Genomic DNA, 16329 nt, shown 5'->3' on the forward strand with positions numbered 1-16329 from the left:
GGTCGCCCCGTCGCGCGCCCCGGAACGCCGCGTCCCTCCCAACACTCAGTCGGCTGATGGAAGACTCGGAGGGTGCATCTCCTCGCGGTCCTCAGCATGAAGAACCGGGCGCTCATCGCGCTCGTCACCGTCGTCATCGCCGTCTTCGGCGGAGTCGCCCTGACCGGGCTCAAGCAGGAGCTCGCGCCGTCGATCTCCTTCCCGCAGCTCGCCGTCGTCACGTCCTACCCGGGCGCCGCTCCGGAGGTGGTCAACGACGACGTCTCGACGCCGATCGAGACCGCCATCCAGGGGGTGCCGGGGCTCGAGACGACCAGCGCGACGTCCTCCACGGACTCCTCCCTCATCTCGGCGTCCTTCACCTACGGCACCGATCTCGCCACCGCCGAGCAGAAGATCCTGCAGGCGATCAACCGGATCAAGAGCACGCTCCCGGACGGCGTCGACCCGCAGGTGGTCACCGGCTCCCTCGACGACCTGCCGGTGCTGCAGCTCGCCGTCTCGAGCGACGGCGACGCGGACGCGCTGGCCGAGCGCCTGCGCACCACGGTCATCCCGGACCTGGAGAAGGTCGAGGGCGTGCGCGAGGCGGCGCTCGTCGGCGAGACCGCCCAGCGCGTCACGATCACCCCGGACGACGCGGCGCTCGCCGCGGCCGGCCTCTCGACCGGCGACATCCGCTCGGCCCTGCAGCAGAACGGCGTGCTCGTCGCGGGCGGACAGATCACCCAGGACGGGTCGACCTTCTCGGTGCAGTCGGGCGTCAAGCTCGACTCGACCGACGCGATCGCGGCGCTGCCGCTGCTGCCGTCCGCAGGTGCCTCCGCGGGTGCGGGCGGCGCCGGTGCGTCAGCGGGCGCGGGTGCCTCCGCGGGCTCCGGCGCTTCGGCGGGCGGCTCCGACGCCGGAGCGGCGGCGGGAGGCGCGGCCGTGACCGCAGAGCCGACCGTCACCACCCTCGGCTCCGTCGCGACGGTCGCCGTCACCGACGCCCCCGTCACCTCGATCTCGCGCGTCAACGGCCAGCCCGCCCTGACCCTCTCGATCACCAAGCTCCCGGCCGCGAACACCGTCGACGTGTCGACCGGCGTGGCCGCGCTGCTCCCGGACCTCGAGGAGTCGATCGGCGACAACGCAGCCTTCACCCCGGTCTTCGACCAGGCGCCCTACATCCAGGAGTCGATCGCGTCGCTCGCGCAGGAGGGGGCGCTCGGCCTCGTCTTCGCCGTGCTGGTGATCCTGCTGTTCCTGCTGTCGGTGCGCTCGACCCTGGTCACGGCCATCTCGATCCCGACCTCGGTGCTGATCACCTTCATCGGCCTGCAGACGGCCGGCTACACCCTCAACATCCTGACCCTCGGCGCGCTCACCATCGCGATCGGCCGTGTGGTCGACGACTCCATCGTCGTGATCGAGAACATCAAGCGGCACCTCGACGCGGGTGAGGACCGGGCCCGGACCATCGCGGTCGCCGTCCGCGAGGTCGCCGGCGCGATCACCGCCTCCACGATCACCACGGTCGCGGTGTTCCTGCCGATCTCGTTCGTCGGCGGCACCACGGGCGAGCTGTTCCGGCCCTTCGCGCTGACCGTGTCGATCGCCCTGCTCGCCTCCCTCGTGGTGGCGCTGACGATCGTGCCGGTGCTGGCCTACTGGTTCCTCCGCCCCTCGAAGCGGCCGGCGGTGCGCCAGGCCGCGCAGGCGGCGCTCGCGGAGGAGCGCGCGGCGGCCGGAGGGGCACCCGCCTCGGGGGTCCCGGCCGACACCGCCGCGCCGGTCGAGGAGGCCCCGCACCACGGCGCCCACGCCGCTCCCCGGCGGGCGCGCGGGCTGCAGTCGGTGTACGGCCCGATCATCCACTGGACGCTGAAGCACTCGGTCGTCACCGTCCTCCTGGCGCTGCTCGTGCTCGTCGGGACCGGTGCTCTGTACCCGCTGATGAAGACGAACTTCCTCGGCTCCAGCGGGCAGGACACCTTCACCGTCACCCAGACGGTCCCCGTCGGCCAGAGCCTCGACGCGCAGGACGCGACGGCGCAGCAGGCGAGCACGGCGATCCTCGGCGTCGGCGGCGTCGAGACCGTCCAGCTCACCGTCGGCTCCTCCGGCGGTCTGCAGAGCGCGTTCGGCGGAGGAGGCGGCGGCGGCACCTCGATCCGCTACTCCGTCACCACCGACGAGTCGGCCGACCAGGAGGCCGTGCAGGCGGACGTCCGCGACGCGCTGTCGGGCGTCGCCTCGGCCGAGGACATCAGCGTCGCCGCCTCCTCCGGCTTCGGCGCCTCCTCGGACATCGAGGTCGACCTCTCGACCGCCTCGCAGAGCGATCTCCAGAGCGCGAGCGACCAGCTCCTCGAGGCCCTGCGCGGGACCGACGGGATCAGCCAGGCCGAGAGCAACCTCTCCTCCTCGCTGCCCTACATCGCGGTGCGGGTCGACCGCGACGCCGCGGCCCGGGCGGGTCTCAGCGAGGTCGCCGTGGGCACGATCGTCAGCCAGGCGCTCCAGCCCAGCCAGGTCGGCAGCGTCGTGATCGACGACCGCACCCTCTCGATCTACCTGGCCGACGGGCAGCCGCCGGCCACCGTGGACGAGCTGCGGAACCTCGAGGTGCCGACCCTGACCGGCACCGTCGCGCTCTCCACCCTCGCGGCGGTCGAGCAGACGGACGGCCCGGCGAGCATCACCACCGAGCGTGGCCAGCGCACCGCGACCATCACCGTCACCCCGGAGGGCGACGACCTCGCCTCGGCCAACGTCGCCGTGCAGAACGCGATCGACGCCACGGCGCTTCCGGCCGGTGTCGACGCCTCCCTCGGCGGAGTGACCGCCGACCAGGCCGACGCGTTCTCGCAGCTGGGCATCGCGCTGCTGGTCGCGATCCTGATCGTCTACGTCGTGATGGTGGCGACGTTCCGCTCGCTCCTGCAGCCGCTGCTCCTGCTCGTGTCGGTGCCGTTCGCGGCGACCGGCGCGATCCTCCTGCAGGTGATCACCGGCGTGCCGCTGGGCGTGCCGTCCCTGATCGGCGTGCTGATGCTGATCGGCATCGTCGTCACGAACGCGATCGTGCTCGTGGACCTGGTGAACCAGTACCGCGACCGCGGGATGCCGGTGCGGGAGGCGCTGCTGCACGGCACCGAGCGGCGGCTCCGGCCCATCCTGATGACCGCCCTCGCGACGATCTTCGCCCTGCTGCCGATGGCGCTGGGGATCACGGGCCACGGCGGCTTCATCTCGCAGCCGCTGGCGATCGTCGTGATCGGCGGCCTGGTGTCCTCGACGGTGCTGACCCTCGTGGTCCTGCCCGTCGTCTACAACCTGGTCGAGGGGTATCGTGAGCGGCGGCGTGCCGCCCGCGCCGGGAAGGCGTCGGCATGACGGACATCAGGGATGCGGCCGAGACGGTCGGCTCGCGCTGGCGCAGCGGCCCGGAGCGCGCCACCGCGGTCCTCGACGAGATCGGTCCGGAGCGCTTCGTCGCCCGCGACTTCCGCCCGGGCACGCTCCGGCACCTCGTCCTGATCCGCTTCCGCCCGACGGCGCTGGTCGCCGAGGCGGACGAGGTCACCCGCCGCTTCCTCGCCCTCGCCGACGAGTGCGTCCGCGACGGACGGCCCTACATCGAGTCCATCGAGACCGGGCCGCAGCTGAGCATCGAGGGCGCGGGCGAGGGCTTCGACCGCGCGTTCCTGCTGACCTTCTCGTCCGAGGGCGACCTGCACTACTACCTGGGCCGGCCGGCCGTCGAGGACCCCGCGCACTGGGATCCGGCGCACGACGCGTTCAAGGAGTTCGTCGGGCCGTTCGTCGACACGGCCGGCATCGTCGCGTTCGACTTCCGACCCGAAGCGCACTGATGGCGACTCCCGAGTTCGTGCTGCGGCTGCGCGACCGGATCGGGACCGAGCTGCTCTGGCTCACCGGCGTGACCGCGGTGATCCTCCGCGAGGAGCCGGCGCTCGAGGTCCTGCTCGTCCGGCGCGCCGACACCGGCGCCTGGACGGCCGTCACCGGGATCATCGACCCGGGCGAGACCGTCGCCGGGACCGCCCGCCGCGAGGCGCAGGAGGAGGCAGGTGTCGAGATCGAGGTCGAGCGCCTCGTGCAGGTGCACACCCTCCCGCCGATGCAGTACCCCAACGGAGACCGCTCGCAGTACCTCGACCACGTGGTGCGCTGCCGCTGGATCTCGGGGGAGGCCCACGTCGCGGACGACGAGTCGACCGAGGTCGGCTGGTTCGCGCCCGACGCGCTGCCGCCGATGTCGGACGAGCACCGCGCGCGGATCGAGCGTGCGCTGTCGGACGAGCCGGGCTGTTCGATCGACTGACGGCGGGGGTGCGCGCCGGACGAGGCGGGGCCGCCTCTCGGGAGCGGCACAGGGATGGCGCCGGGCGTCCTGCCGTGTCGGCCTCCGACCGGGCGGGCCCTCGGGCCGGGCTCCTCGGACCCGGTTCGCCTCGGATCGGGCGCTGCTCAGACCGGACGCGCGAAGCAGAGCACCGCGTCGTCGCCGACGTGGGCTCCGAAGCCGTCGATCGCCGTGAAGCCGAGCGCCCCGGCCGCTGGGGCGAGCTCCGGAGCGGCGGCCAGGCGCAGCGTGCGGATCCGCTGCACCCGCGCCCACGACTCCGCCGCCGCGACGAGCCGTCGGGCGACTCCCGTGCGCCGATAGACGGAGGCGACCACGAGCTCCAGCACCTCGGCGAAGTCGTCCGGGCCGGGAGCGAGCACCAGCACGCCGGCCGCCGCCCCGTCGATCCGGGCGATCAGGACCCGGGCGTGCGGGGGCGGGACCGCGGCGAGGAGGCCCTCCGCTCCGGCTGCGTCCTCGAGGCGGACGACGACTCCGCTCACGAGCCCAGGTGGGCGCGGAGGAACTCGACGACCCGAGCACGCAGAGCGTCGTCGAGGAGCGCGATCGAGTGCAGCGAGCCGGGGAGGACGAGGAGGTCGACGCTCGAGCCCGCTCCGCGCAGCGCCTCCGCGAAGCGGGTCGACTGGCTGAGCGCGACCCGCTCGTGCGCCGCGTGCGCGATGAGGAACGGCGGCTCGGAGCCGTCCACCTGCGCGAGGGGCGAGGCGGCGGTCGCGGAGGGGCAGGAGGCCAGGTCCGCGCAGTCGAGGTAGCTGCGCACGGCGGCCGCGACTCCGACCACCGGGTCGTCGTCGGCGAGGCCGGCGGCGCTGAGATCGGAGGGGCCGCTCAGGTCGACCACGGCGGCCAGGCGCGACGAGGTCGCCGGCAGCGTGCCGAGCAGAGAGGCGAGGTTGCCGCCGGCCGAGCCGCCGAAGGCCGCCACCCGCTCCGGATCGATGCCGAAGCGCGCGGTCTGCTCCGGCTCGAGCAGCCAGTCGAGGGCGGCCGTCACATCGTCGAGCTGCGCGGGGAACACGGCGGCGGGCGCGAGGCGGTAGTCGACCGAGACGGCGACGAACCCCTCCGATCCGAGCCACTGGCAGATCGGACGCCAGTTCGCGTCGGCCTTGCCTCCACGGGCCCAGCTGCCGCCGTGCACGACGAGGACGGCGGGCCGCGGCTCCGCCGACGGGGCAGGGGAGGAGCAGACGTCGGCGCTCTGCCCAGTGCTCGCGTCGTAGACGACGTCGGCCGTCACGCTCACGCCGGACCAGTCGGGTGCGGGTGCCGCTCCGAGCGCCTGCGCCACCGGCTCCGAGACGGGAGTGGTGCTCGCGCAGCCCGAGAGGAGGAGTGCGAGGGCGGCCAGGACCGCGGCGACGCGTCGCGGGGATCGGGTGGGCTCGCGCATGAGTGCGATCAGCGTACGGGGTGCCCGGCGCCCCGGATGCGGCACCCCCGCGATCAGGGGGTGCCGGGCTCGCGCTGCAGCCGGACCAGGACGACCCCCGCGACGATCAGCGCGCCGCCGCCGAACTGGATCGGCGCGGGCAGCTCGCCGAGGATCAGCCACGCGGCCGCGATCGAGAACAGCACCTCCGTCAGGCCGACGAAGGAGGCGATCCGCGTGCCGAGACGGCGTCCGCCCTCGATCCCGAGCAGATACGCCAGCACCGTCGACATGCCGAGGATCACGCCCGCGGGGAGGAGCCAGCTGACCTCCGCTCCGACGAACACCACCTCTCCGAAGGTCGCGCGCAGCGGTGTGACGCGGAGCGCCCCGAGTGCCAGCAGGATCGCGGCGCCGACCGTCATCGCCCCCGCCGTGAGCGCGATCGGCGGCAGCTCCGGATCCACCCGGCCGGCGATGACGTAGTAGACGCACAGGCCGAGCGAGGCGGTCAGCGCCCAGGCGATGCCGACCAGCTCGGGGGTCGACTCGCCGGACAGGTCGAGCACGAGCACCAGGCCGCCGAGCGCGAGCGCGGAGCCGGCGAGGGTGAAGCGGCCGGGGTGCCGGCGCGTGCGCGCCCAGGCGAGGAGGACGAGGAACACCGGCGCGAGGTACTCGATCAGCAGGGCGACGCCGACCGACATGTGCTCGATCGCGCTGTAGAAGCAGAGCTGCGCGGCGATCACGGCGAAGACTCCGTAGAGGGCGATCGTGCCGAGGTTGCGGCGGAGCACGGGCCAACGGCCGCGGAGGGACAGGACCGCCGGGATCGCGAGGATCAGGGCCGCGCCGCCCGCCCGCCAGAGGACCGCGGACGCCGGCGTCCAGCCCGCCTCGAGGAGCGGCTTCACGAACGGCCCGCCCAGACCGAACGCAGCCGACGCGGCCAGCGCCGCGGCGAGGCCGGAGCCGAGGCGCCGTGCAGGCGCGGGCGCGCTCGCGGCGGGGAGGGTGACGGCGGCGGTGCTCTCGGCGGTCATGGCCGGCTCCTTCAGGAGTCAAAAGGATTACACTCGTGACAGCGAGCTGATCGCACACTACTGAGCCGCACTGTCAGGAGTCAACATGGTGTTCGCCTATGACGTCGAGGCGTCACTGACCTCCACCGCCACCCTCGTCAACACGCTCCCCGAGCTGTCGCCGTCCGGCGAGGACGAGATGGCGACGATCGAGCAGCTGGACGACTTCCTCCTCGAGAACCGGTACACGGGCAGCCGCGACGGATCGGCCGAGGAGCTGGAGGCCGTGCGGGCGATTCGCTCCTCCCTCCGCACACTCTGGCTCACGCGGGCCGAGGAGGACCTCGTCCCCGTCGTCAACGGGATGCTCGACTCCGGCCGCGCGCTCCCGCAGCTGGTCCGGCACGGACCCTACGGCTGGCACCTCCACGCGACGCGCGACGAGAGCCCGCTCGCCACGCGCATCCTGGTCGAGGCCGCCATGGCGTTCGTCGACGTGATCCGCGGCGACGAGCGCGAGCGGATCCGCGTCTGCGCGGCGGAGGACTGCGAGGCGGTGCTCGTGGACTTCTCCCGCAACCGCTCGAAGCGCTACTGCGACACGGGCAACTGCGGCAATCGCGCGAACGTGGCCGCGTACCGCGCTCGGCGGGCGTCGCAGTAGCGGACGGGCGGTCGTTGCGCGCGGGCGCGCGTCGATCGTGCTGCGGCTCGGGGCCGGGGGGCTGTATGCGGGGCGACTCCGCGGGGGACCGGTTGCGGAGGTGCCGCGACTCCCGGGCTTCGCGGCTCCCGGCTTTCGCGGCCCCCGACCTGAGCGGCTCCTGGCCGCACGTCTCCCCGCCCTAGCCAGGCTCCGGGGCCGCGTGTAGACTCGCTCGGTCGGCTCTTGACACCGTGCGTTCGCGTGCGGATGGGTTTGTTAGTCAAGTGGGCCGAGTCTCCGACAGTCGTCGTGAGACGAATCACATGTGTGAATCGGCCCCGGTCAATGACTCGCCCGGGTTCTCCCCCTGCTGCCCCGCAGCAGTCCAGCGCACGGACGCCCCTCACGACGGGGCTCCTCCGGCGTCGCCTCCTCGCGCACGACCTGAACCCAGGAAGAACTGCCATGCCCAAGAACAAGAAGCCCGCCGGCGGACGTCCGGCCAAGAACTTCGAGCCCAACCGCTTCGGCGCCTCGAGCGGCAAGTCCCAGCTCGGCGGCCGCTCGCGCTTCCCCGGCGCCAAGCCGGGCTCGCGCAGCGAGGGCCACCGCGGCTTCCGCGCCGTCGACGAGAACGCCCCCAAGAAGGCGCGCTGGAACGCCGATGAGCGCGCCGAGCGGGCCACCGAGCGCACCGATCGGCCCGCCCGCGGGAACGACCGCGACGAGCGGCCCTCGCGCGGCTACGACCGCGACGCGCGTCCGGCGCGCTCGAACGACCGTGACCAGCGTCCGGCGCGTTCCTACGGGCGCGATGAGCGTCCGGCGCGTTCCTACGGGCGCGATGAGCGTCCTGCGCGTTCCTTCGACCGGAGCGACCGCCCGGCCCGTTCCTTCGACCGTGACGCGCGTCCGGCCCGCTCGAACGATCGCGACGATCGTCCGGCCCGTTCCTACGGGCGCGACGACCGTCCTGCGCGTTCCTTCGACCGGAGCGACCGCCCGGCCCGTTCCTTCGACCGCGATGCGCGTCCGGCCCGCTCGAACGACCGCGACGATCGTCCGGCCCGCTCCTACGGACGCGACGACCGTCCGGCCCGCGCCGGCGACCGCGACGAGCGCCCCTCGCGCGGCTACGACCGCACCGAGCGTCCCGCCCGCTCGTTCGACCGCAGCGACCGCCCGGCCCGTTCCTTCGACCGGGATGCGCGTCCCTCGCGCGGCCACGACCGCGGCGACCGCCCGACCCGCTCGTTCGACCGCGACTCCCGGCCCTCGCGCCGCGACTCCGGCTCGGACTTCTACCCCAGCCGCGACGCCCGTGCGCCGCACCAGGCCGACGACGTCGTGCTCGAGCGCCTCGAGGCGACGGCCACTCTCGCCGTCGACGTCGAGGGCGTCACCTTCGGCGACCTCGGCCTGGGCGGGAACATCGTCCGGATGCTGACCGAGCTCGGAGCGGCCGCGCCGTTCCCGATCCAGGCCGCGACCATCCCCGAGGTGCTCGCCGGCAAGGACGTCCTCGGACGCGGCAAGACCGGCTCCGGCAAGACCATCGCCTTCGGCGCCCCCGTCGTCGAGCGGCTGATGGAGAACAACGGAGCGAAGGGCCGCAAGCCGGGCCGCGCTCCGCGGGCGCTCATCCTCGCGCCGACCCGCGAGCTCGCCATGCAGATCGACCGGACGATCCAGCCGATCGCCCGCTCCGTCGGCCTGTTCACGACGACCATCTACGGCGGCGTCCCCCAGTACAAGCAGGTCGGAGCCCTCCAGCGCGGAGTCGACATCGTCATCGCGACGCCGGGCCGCCTCGAGGACCTCGTCGAGCAGGGCCGCCTCGACCTCTCCAACATCACCATCACGGTGCTCGACGAGGCCGACCACATGTGCGACCTCGGCTTCCTCGAGCCCGTGCAGCGCATCCTCCGCCAGACCGCCGACGGCGGCCAGCGGCTGCTGTTCTCGGCCACGCTCGACAAGGGCGTCGCGACGCTCGTGGACGAGTTCCTGGTCGAGCCGAGCGTCCACGAGGTCGCCGGCGAGGACCAGGCGTCCTCGACCATCGACCACCGCGTGCTCCTGATCGAGCACCGCGACAAGGCCGAGATCATCGAGCAGCTCGCCGCCCGCCAGGGCAAGACGCTGATCTTCGCCCGGACCCGCGCGTTCGCGGAGCAGCTCGCGGAGCAGCTCGACCACGCGGACATCCCCGCGACGAGCCTCCACGGCGACCTCAACCAGTCGCGCCGCACCCGCAACCTCGCACTGCTCACCAGCGGACGCGTGGACGTGCTGGTCGCGACCGACGTGGCCGCGCGCGGCATCCACGTCGACGACATCGACCTGGTGATCCAGGCCGACGCTCCCGACGAGTACAAGACGTACCTCCACCGCTCCGGCCGCACCGGCCGCGCGGGCAAGACGGGCACGGTCGTGACGCTCATCACGCGCAACCGCCGCCGCCGCATGGAGGAGCTGCTCGACCGGGCCGAGATCGAGGCCGAGATGATCGAGGCCCGCCCCGGCGACCGCGTCCTGCGCGAGATCAGCGCCCCGGCCGAGTAGCCGCCGACCGCACGACACGAGGCGCGGACCCCCTGCATCGGGGTCCGCGCCTCGTGTCGTTCGTGGTGAGTGCTGTGGTGCGGAGTGACGGCGAGTGCCGGGTCGTGGTGACCCTCCGACTCCGCGCTGCGCAGGGCTCCTCGCTGTACGGCTTCCCGTGGGGCGGCGCTGCGTTGCGCGACTCTGTGCTGGACGACTCTGTGCTGGACGACTCTGCAGTGCCCGGCTTCGCGGAGGGCTTCTGCACGCACGAACGCCGAAGGGCGGACACCGCGAGGTGCCCGCCCTTCGGCGTGTTCACCGGCCGGAGCCGGTGAGGGGAATCAGCTGGCCGGGGGGGTCAGCACGGTGTCGATGAGGTAGACGGTCGCGTTGGCGGTCTGGACGCCACCGCAGATGACGGACGCGTCGTTGACCTTCAGGTCGTCGCCGGAACCGGTGACGGTGAGGTTGCCACCCTGGACGGTGGCGTGGTCGCCGGCGATCGCGTCAGGGGCGATCTGGCCGGGGACGACGTGGTAGGTCAGGATCGAGGAAAGCGTCGCGGCGCCCTCGGGGGTCTTGAGGGAGTCGACGGTCGCGGCGTCGAGCTTGGCGAACGCGTCGTCGACCGGGGCGAAGACGGTGAACTCGCCGCTGTTCAGCGTGTCGACGAGGTTGACGTCGGGGTTGAGGCCACCGGAGACCGCAGCGGTCAGGGTGGTGAGCAGCGGGTTGTTCGACGCGGCGGTCGCGACGGGGTCGAGCGACATGCCCTCGACCGAGCCGGCGCCGTCCGGGACCTGCTCGGCGTACGCGGCACAGCCGGGACCGACGAGGTTCGCGGCCGGGTCCATGGTCGCCATGGGGGTCGAGGAGGCGGAAGCCGACGAGGTGGCCATCGGGGTCGACATCTCGGTCGCCGCGTCGCTGGCGGCGGTGGTCGAGCCGCTTCCGCTCGAGCAGGCGGTGAGGCCGAGGGCGGCGGTGCCCAGCAGGGCGAATGCGGCGAGGGCGGAACGCTTGGTGGATCGCATGGGATTACTCCTTCGTGAGACGGCCCCCACGTGATGCGGAGGACCTGTTCTGTGTGGACCGTTTCGCGGCCGTTGACATGTGTTCGGAGCCCTCCCTGCGGGGGTTTGGATTTCTTTCGGTGATCTAGGTAACGGCTTCGTAACGGCAAGGATCCGGAACGCGGGGGGCTGCTCCGCCGCGTCGATTACCCTGGAGACGTCGCGCGCACGCGTCGACGCGACGACGAGAGGACGGGCGAGTGCAGACCCGAGGTGCACGAGTGGCTCGCGGCGTCGCCGCCGCTCTCGCAGCGACCGCCACGGCCGCCGCCTCCCACACGCTCGCGGGCGCCGAGACCCCCGCTCCTGCCGTGCTCGCCCTCGCCGCGGCGTTCGCCGTCGTCGTCTGCGTCCTCCTCTCGGGGCGCCGTCCGTCCCTTCCCCGGCTGACGCTCTCCGTGCTCCTCAGCCAGATCGCGTACCACGGCCTCTTCCTCATCACGGGCAGCGGTGGGGAGGTGAGCGTGGTCGGGACGACGGGCACCGGCGCGCACTTCCACGATGGGGCGACCATCGAGCTGATCGCCGGCGGAGGCGGACACGCGGCTCACGCGCCGGTGATGCTCGTCGCCCACCTCGCTGCGGCTGCCTTCACGATCGCGGCGTTCCGGTACGGCGAGCGCCTCTTCTGGACGCTGGGAGCAGGCCTCCACCGCGTCGTCGTACGGATCGTCGCCCGCGCGTCCGCGGTCGCGCTCCCGTCGGCACCCTGCGTCTCGATGACTCGCACCCCCGAGCCGCGGGCGCCCCGATCCCTCGACGCGGTCCTCTCGATCCTCCGGCACCGCGGGCCGCCGCTGCGGGTCCTCCGCGCCGCCTGACGCCCCTCCCGTGCGGGAGCGGCTCCGGTCGGCGCCTCCGCACGCACCGCAGACCCGCGCTGCGTCCAGAACTCCCGGCCCCGCGCCGGATCTCCCCCGAGGACACGACCGTCATGACCCGTTCTTCTTCTTCTTCTTCCTTCTCGCGGCTCCGCCTCGTCGGCAGCGGCGCACTCGTCGCCGCCGGATCGATCGCGCTCGCTGTCGCCGCGCCCACGGCGGCCAGCGCCCACGTGACCGCGGCGGCGAGCAGCACCGCCGCCGGCTCGTACACGGTGGTGACGTTCTCGCTGGCCCACGGCTGCGAGGGCTCGCCGACGACGGGACTCACGATCACGATGCCCGACGGCATCAACTCGGTCAGCCCGACGATCAACCCGAACTGGGACGTCGTGAAGAACGAGGTCGCGATCGCCGACCCGGTCACCGACTCCCACGGGAACACCGCGACCAAGCGGGTCTCGGACGTGGTCTACACGGCGAAGACGCCCCTCGCCGACGGCTACCGCGACACCGTCGCCCTCCAGCTTCAGCTCCCCGAGGACGCAGCCGGCTCCACACTGGAGTTCCCCGTGCTGCAGACGTGCGAGACCGGCAGCACCGCCTGGGACCAGCCGACCGTCGACGGCCAGGACGAGCCCGAGCTGCCCGCTCCCACCGTCGCGGTGACCGCCGCGGAAGCGGGGTCCGGCCACGAGGCCGGACACGACGACGACGGCGACGGTGACGACGCGGTCGCGACCACCGCCTCGGCGACGACTGCCACGAGCGGCGACGACGTGCTCGCCCGCATCCTCGGAGTCGGCGGGCTCGTCGTCGGCGCGGTCGGCGTGGCCGTCGGGCTCGCCTCCCGCCGCCGCGGACCCCGGGCGTCGGCGTGACCCGTCGGAAGGCCCTCGTCGCCGCTACCGCGATCGGGCTGCTCGGCTCGATCGCGGTGGCGGCGCCCGCCAGCGCGCACAACTACCTCGTCTCGACAACTCCCGCTGCGGACTCGACCGTGACGGAGCAGCCGGGAACGCTGGTGCTGACGACGAACGACGACCTGCTCGTCCTCGGGACAGACGGAGCGGCGGCGGCTCTGCGCGTCGTCGGGCCGGACGGGCTCTACTACGGCGACGGCTGCGTCAGCGTCGTCGGGCCGGAAGCGTCGATGCCGCTCGAGCTCGGCGCGGCGGGGGAGTACGAGGTGACGTGGCAGGTCGTGTCGACCGACGGGCACCCCGTGTCGGGCCAGTACGCGTTCGACTGGGCGCCGGCCGACGGGACCGCGCTCGCCGACGGGGCGGACTCGGTCCCGGACTGCAACGGCACCGTCGCGGTCTCAGGAGGACAGGCCGAGTCCGCCGACGAAGCGCAGGCGACCTCCGGATCGGACCCGGCATTCCTCGGGGACGTCCTGTGGATCGGCGGCGCTCTCGCCGCGGTCGCCGCCGCCATCGGAGTGACGCTCCTCGTGCTGCGACGGCGACCCCGCGACTGAGGCTCGTGAGCCTCCTGGGGTGGCGGTCGGTCAGTTCAGGAGGCTCGCGAGGGGCCCTTCACCGAGACCGGTGAGGACGGCCGCCGCGTCCTCGTAGACGGCGACGGCTCCGGCCTCGCGGAGTTCGGGCTCCGAGGTACCGCCGGAGAGGACTCCGACCGTTGCCAGGCCCGCGCGCTCGGCGGCCAGGACGTCCCAGGTCGCGTCGCCGACCATGACGGCGCGGTCGACGGAGACGCCCGCGCGGTCGAGCGCGATCGAGATCAGGTCGGGTGCTGGCTTGGCGGTCGAGACGTCTGTGCCGCTGGTGACAGCGTGGACGGAGCCGCCGAAGTCGAGGACGTCGAGAAGCACGTCCAGCTCGTTCTGCGGTGCCGAGGTGGCGAGGACGACGTGGACGCCTCGACCGACGAGCGTCGCGACGAGCTCGCGAGCTCCCGGGAGTGGAACGATGCGTGCTGTCGTCTCGGCGTAGTTCTTGGTGTGCAGCGACTTCAGCAGTGCGCGCTGCTCCTCCTTCACGTCGTCCTCGAGGAGCATGTCGAGCAGCTCCGACGAGTCTGCGCCGATCGCTCGTTGGATGCGCCAGGCGGGCACGACGAGGTCGGCCTGCCAGAAGGCGCGCGACCACGCCTCGACGTGGAGGAAGTTCGTGTCGGCGAGGGTCCCGTCGATGTCGAAGAGCACCGCCGAGGTCCCCGTCGTCGCGTCTTTCCTGTCCTTCGTTCCTGCCATGTCGCTGCCCCTCTTGTCGCTTCCGCGCCTATCGGCCCGTGCCGTCCACGCTACGCGGGCGCGCCGAAGCGGGCCCGCCCCTTGACCTGCCCGTCCACGCCACCCGACCTGCCCCTTGTCACGCCCCGCCGGTCCCGGTCGGATCGTGTCCGCCCTCCGTCCCGTTCCCCGGCTCCCCGGGCCGGGTGACATGCTGCCGTCCCGTCGGGCTCGTCCAGCGCAGCGTGCCGTCCGGCTCCTGCCGGTGGGTCCACCCCGTGGTGTGGCGGAGCCGGTGGTGGTGTCGGCAGAGGTGTGCGAGGTTGTCGGCCGACGTGGTGCCTCCGTGCTGCCAGTCGTTCGTGTGGTCGACGTCCGCGTGGCGGGTGCTGTGGGTGCATCCCGGGAACCGGCAGGTCCCGTCGCGGTGCTGGAGGTGGCGACGCAGGTCCGCCGGCACTCGGTAGGAGTCGCGTCCGACGGAGAGGACCGCTCCGCTCTCCGGATGGGTGAGCAGCCGCGTGAACGAGGGAGCACCTGCTGCGAGACGCCGCGCGGTCTCCGGATCGACGGGTCCGTATCCGTCGAGGACCGCGGGCTGGTCGGAGCGCCCGAGGAGGGTCAGTGCAGGCACGGTCACCGCGACTTCGGCGCGCACTCCCGCCGGCATCGACGTGCCGTCTCCCTCGGCCGATGTCTCCCCGTCGACCAGCAGCGCAACGGCGATGTCCGCGCGGAGCTGGCCCAGCGTCCGCTCCTCGTCCGGCAGATCCGCGAGGGAGCGGGCGGCCCGGTCGATCCTGTCCATCGCGCCGAGCGCATCGGGAGCTGCGGTGTAGAGGTGCAGGATCGCCATCCCGTCGTCGAGGCCCTCCACCCAGAGCGCGCGACGACGGGCGCAGTCCCGATGACGTTCGCTGAGCGTCTGCGGGTGCAGCCGTTCCCGGAGCGACCGGAGGGCGCGTCGCAGCTGGGGCGGCGTGCAGGCTACCGCGATCGTGGCGGCCTCCTCGTCGAAGCGCCCACGGACCTCGGCGGGGACGTCGAGCGCTCCTCGCACCACGAGTCGCGCGTGCTCGGGGGAGAGCGCTCCGTCCGCGAGTGCGCGCAACGTCGCCGGGAGGTCGTTCACCAGCAGGCGTGCCTCGTCGACCAATGCAGAGGCGTGCGCCTCCGAGACCCGGAGTCCCGTCGCGAGCTCCGCGATCAGCGCCCGGTGCGCCGCCTCCGCCCGATCCACCTGCACCTGGACGTGCTCGCCGACGAGAACCGCCGGTGCCGCCATCGCGAGGCGGCGTGCCTCCTCGACTGCCCGGTACCGGGATGCCTCGACGGCGGACCGCTCAGCGTGCCGTGAGCCGGCGAGCGCGAGCGCCTCCGTGAGCGCGTCGTCTACTGTCGCCGATTCCTTCATGCCCTGATCTCACCGGACGAAGTCTCGTCGTGGACCTCGGGACCGCCGTTTCATCGGACAGCATCGCGAAGAGCCGCCTGTGGAGGAAGTTCCCGCCCCCCTCACACCTTCCGCGGCACCGTGAACACGGTCTCCACTCCGGCCGAGTACAGCACCGAGTCCGGCGCGCGCGTCGCCAGCCCGGGGAAGCCCGCGGCGTCGAGCAGCCCGTCGTCGAGCGCCAGCAGTTCCGCGCGGCGCAGCGGCCACGGCCGGTGCAGGTTGCGGCCGTACCAGGTGGAGCCCAGGTGGCGCTCGTGGTAGGCCCAGCGTGCAGTGAGGAACGAGGCGAGCGGGTCCTCGCCGACCGGGTCGCCCGGGCGGACGACGATCCGGGAGCGGGCGGCCGAGTCCGAGTGCCGGATCGTGTCGTAGATCACCGCGCCGTGGCGGTGCTCGATGCTCATCCGGGCCCAGCGGTAGGGGAGCCCGAACACCGCCTGCGCGGTGAGCACGGGAAGGAGGTGGTAGGCGTCGAGCGAGACGAACACGACTCCGCGTCGTCCCTGCTCGTCGACGGAGTAGAGCCGGACGTTCACCTCGGGGAAGGTGCCGAGCCAGGGCACCCGCGGGCCGCCGAGGAAGGCCGTCCGCGAGAGCCGGAACGGGATCAGGCCCACCCAGGAGGAGCCGTCGTGCTCGTCGGGCCTCGTCCCGGCCGGGAGGTGGGGCGCCACCAGGGCGGGGTCGACCCGCCAGTGCAGGAACGTCGCCTCGGTCCAGCGCTGCTTCAGGATGCGCGGTCCGCCGAGCGCGGGCGCGGAACGGGTGACGGGTTCGACGGAGCTCACGCGCCCATCGTGCTCCGATGTGCTGC

Annotated in this window: 15 protein-coding genes; 8 read left to right on the top strand and 7 right to left on the bottom strand. The window is 73.0% G+C overall.

The genetic code is table 11. The features are described 5' to 3' along the window. The first annotated feature begins 72 nt into the window (after nucleotides 1–72). The 3 genes from C5C55_RS05010 to C5C55_RS05020 are packed head-to-tail and all read left to right on the top strand — an operon-like array spanning nucleotide 73 to nucleotide 4333. On the top strand, nucleotides 73–3381 hold the full coding sequence (locus tag C5C55_RS05010; RefSeq protein ID WP_104233118.1) for an efflux RND transporter permease subunit: 3309 nt from the start codon (nucleotides 73–75) through the stop codon (nucleotides 3379–3381). Continuing rightward, a complete protein-coding gene (locus C5C55_RS05015; protein WP_104223816.1) occupies nucleotides 3378–3860 on the top strand; it encodes a Dabb family protein in 483 nt (160 codons plus the stop codon). Before C5C55_RS05010 ends, C5C55_RS05015 begins: the two co-directional genes overlap by 4 nt. Further along, nucleotides 3860–4333 carry an NUDIX domain-containing protein gene (locus C5C55_RS05020; protein ID WP_104233119.1) on the top strand — a complete coding sequence of 158 codons (474 nt, stop codon included), beginning with the start codon at nucleotides 3860–3862 and terminating at the stop codon, nucleotides 4331–4333. Before C5C55_RS05015 ends, C5C55_RS05020 begins: the two co-directional genes overlap by 1 nt. A gap of 146 nt (nucleotides 4334–4479) precedes the next feature. Here C5C55_RS05020 and C5C55_RS05025 read toward each other — a convergent pair whose 3' ends face one another. The 3 genes from C5C55_RS05025 to C5C55_RS05035 are packed head-to-tail and all read right to left on the bottom strand — an operon-like array spanning nucleotide 4480 to nucleotide 6796. Next, a complete protein-coding gene (locus tag C5C55_RS05025) occupies nucleotides 4480–4860 on the bottom strand; it encodes a GNAT family N-acetyltransferase (protein WP_104233120.1) in 381 nt (126 codons plus the stop codon). Beyond that, nucleotides 4857–5774 (bottom strand): alpha/beta hydrolase, encoded by a 918-nt coding sequence (locus C5C55_RS05030; protein ID WP_104233121.1) that lies wholly within the window; start codon nucleotides 5772–5774, stop codon nucleotides 4857–4859. Before C5C55_RS05030 ends, C5C55_RS05025 begins: the two co-directional genes overlap by 4 nt. Before the next feature lie 53 nt (nucleotides 5775–5827). After that, the gene (locus C5C55_RS05035; protein WP_104233122.1) at nucleotides 5828–6796 is read right to left on the bottom strand and encodes a DMT family transporter; all 969 of its coding nucleotides are present in this window, start codon (nucleotides 6794–6796) and stop codon (nucleotides 5828–5830) included. 85 nt (nucleotides 6797–6881) lie between these two features. Here C5C55_RS05035 and C5C55_RS05040 point away from each other — a divergent pair, with 85 nt between their 5' ends. Both C5C55_RS05040 and C5C55_RS05045 read left to right on the top strand, forming a co-directional pair. Then, entirely contained in the window at nucleotides 6882–7439 is a 558-nt protein-coding gene (locus C5C55_RS05040; RefSeq protein ID WP_104226176.1) for a CGNR zinc finger domain-containing protein, read from the top strand. Between the two features lie 447 nt (nucleotides 7440–7886). Beyond that, on the top strand, nucleotides 7887–9986 hold the full coding sequence (locus tag C5C55_RS05045; RefSeq protein ID WP_104233123.1) for a DEAD/DEAH box helicase: 2100 nt from the start codon (nucleotides 7887–7889) through the stop codon (nucleotides 9984–9986). A gap of 323 nt (nucleotides 9987–10309) precedes the next feature. Here the strand turns inward: C5C55_RS05045 and C5C55_RS05055 are convergent, their stop codons facing one another. Then, nucleotides 10310–11002 (bottom strand): fasciclin domain-containing protein, encoded by a 693-nt coding sequence (locus tag C5C55_RS05055; protein WP_104223824.1) that lies wholly within the window; start codon nucleotides 11000–11002, stop codon nucleotides 10310–10312. A gap of 239 nt (nucleotides 11003–11241) precedes the next feature. Here C5C55_RS05055 and C5C55_RS05060 point away from each other — a divergent pair, with 239 nt between their 5' ends. From C5C55_RS05060 to C5C55_RS05070, 3 genes are all read left to right on the top strand, one after another. After that, the gene (locus tag C5C55_RS05060; protein ID WP_146080890.1) at nucleotides 11242–11862 is read left to right on the top strand and encodes a hypothetical protein; all 621 of its coding nucleotides are present in this window, start codon (nucleotides 11242–11244) and stop codon (nucleotides 11860–11862) included. A gap of 113 nt (nucleotides 11863–11975) precedes the next feature. After that, nucleotides 11976–12743 carry a YcnI family protein gene (locus tag C5C55_RS05065; RefSeq protein WP_104233126.1) on the top strand — a complete coding sequence of 256 codons (768 nt, stop codon included), beginning with the start codon at nucleotides 11976–11978 and terminating at the stop codon, nucleotides 12741–12743. Further along, entirely contained in the window at nucleotides 12740–13345 is a 606-nt protein-coding gene (locus C5C55_RS05070) for a copper resistance CopC family protein (protein WP_104233127.1), read from the top strand. Before C5C55_RS05065 ends, C5C55_RS05070 begins: the two co-directional genes overlap by 4 nt. 30 nt (nucleotides 13346–13375) lie before the next feature. Here the strand turns inward: C5C55_RS05070 and C5C55_RS05075 are convergent, their stop codons facing one another. The 3 genes from C5C55_RS05075 to C5C55_RS05085 form a co-directional block, all read right to left on the bottom strand. Continuing rightward, a complete protein-coding gene (locus C5C55_RS05075) occupies nucleotides 13376–14080 on the bottom strand; it encodes an HAD family hydrolase (protein WP_104233128.1) in 705 nt (234 codons plus the stop codon). Nucleotides 14081–14198: 118 nt separating this feature from the next. Then, nucleotides 14199–15473, bottom strand: coding sequence for an HNH endonuclease signature motif containing protein (locus tag C5C55_RS05080; RefSeq protein WP_104233129.1), 1275 nt, complete (start codon nucleotides 15471–15473; stop codon nucleotides 14199–14201). 101 nt (nucleotides 15474–15574) lie between these two features. Beyond that, nucleotides 15575–16303, bottom strand: a complete 729-nt coding sequence (locus tag C5C55_RS05085) for a YqjF family protein (protein WP_104233130.1) — start codon at nucleotides 16301–16303, stop codon at nucleotides 15575–15577. Nucleotides 16304–16329 lie beyond the last annotated feature (26 nt).

Origin of the sequence: Rathayibacter sp. AY1C2 (assembly GCF_002931195.1) — a bacterium.
Lineage (GTDB): Bacteria > Actinomycetota > Actinomycetes > Actinomycetales > Microbacteriaceae > Rathayibacter.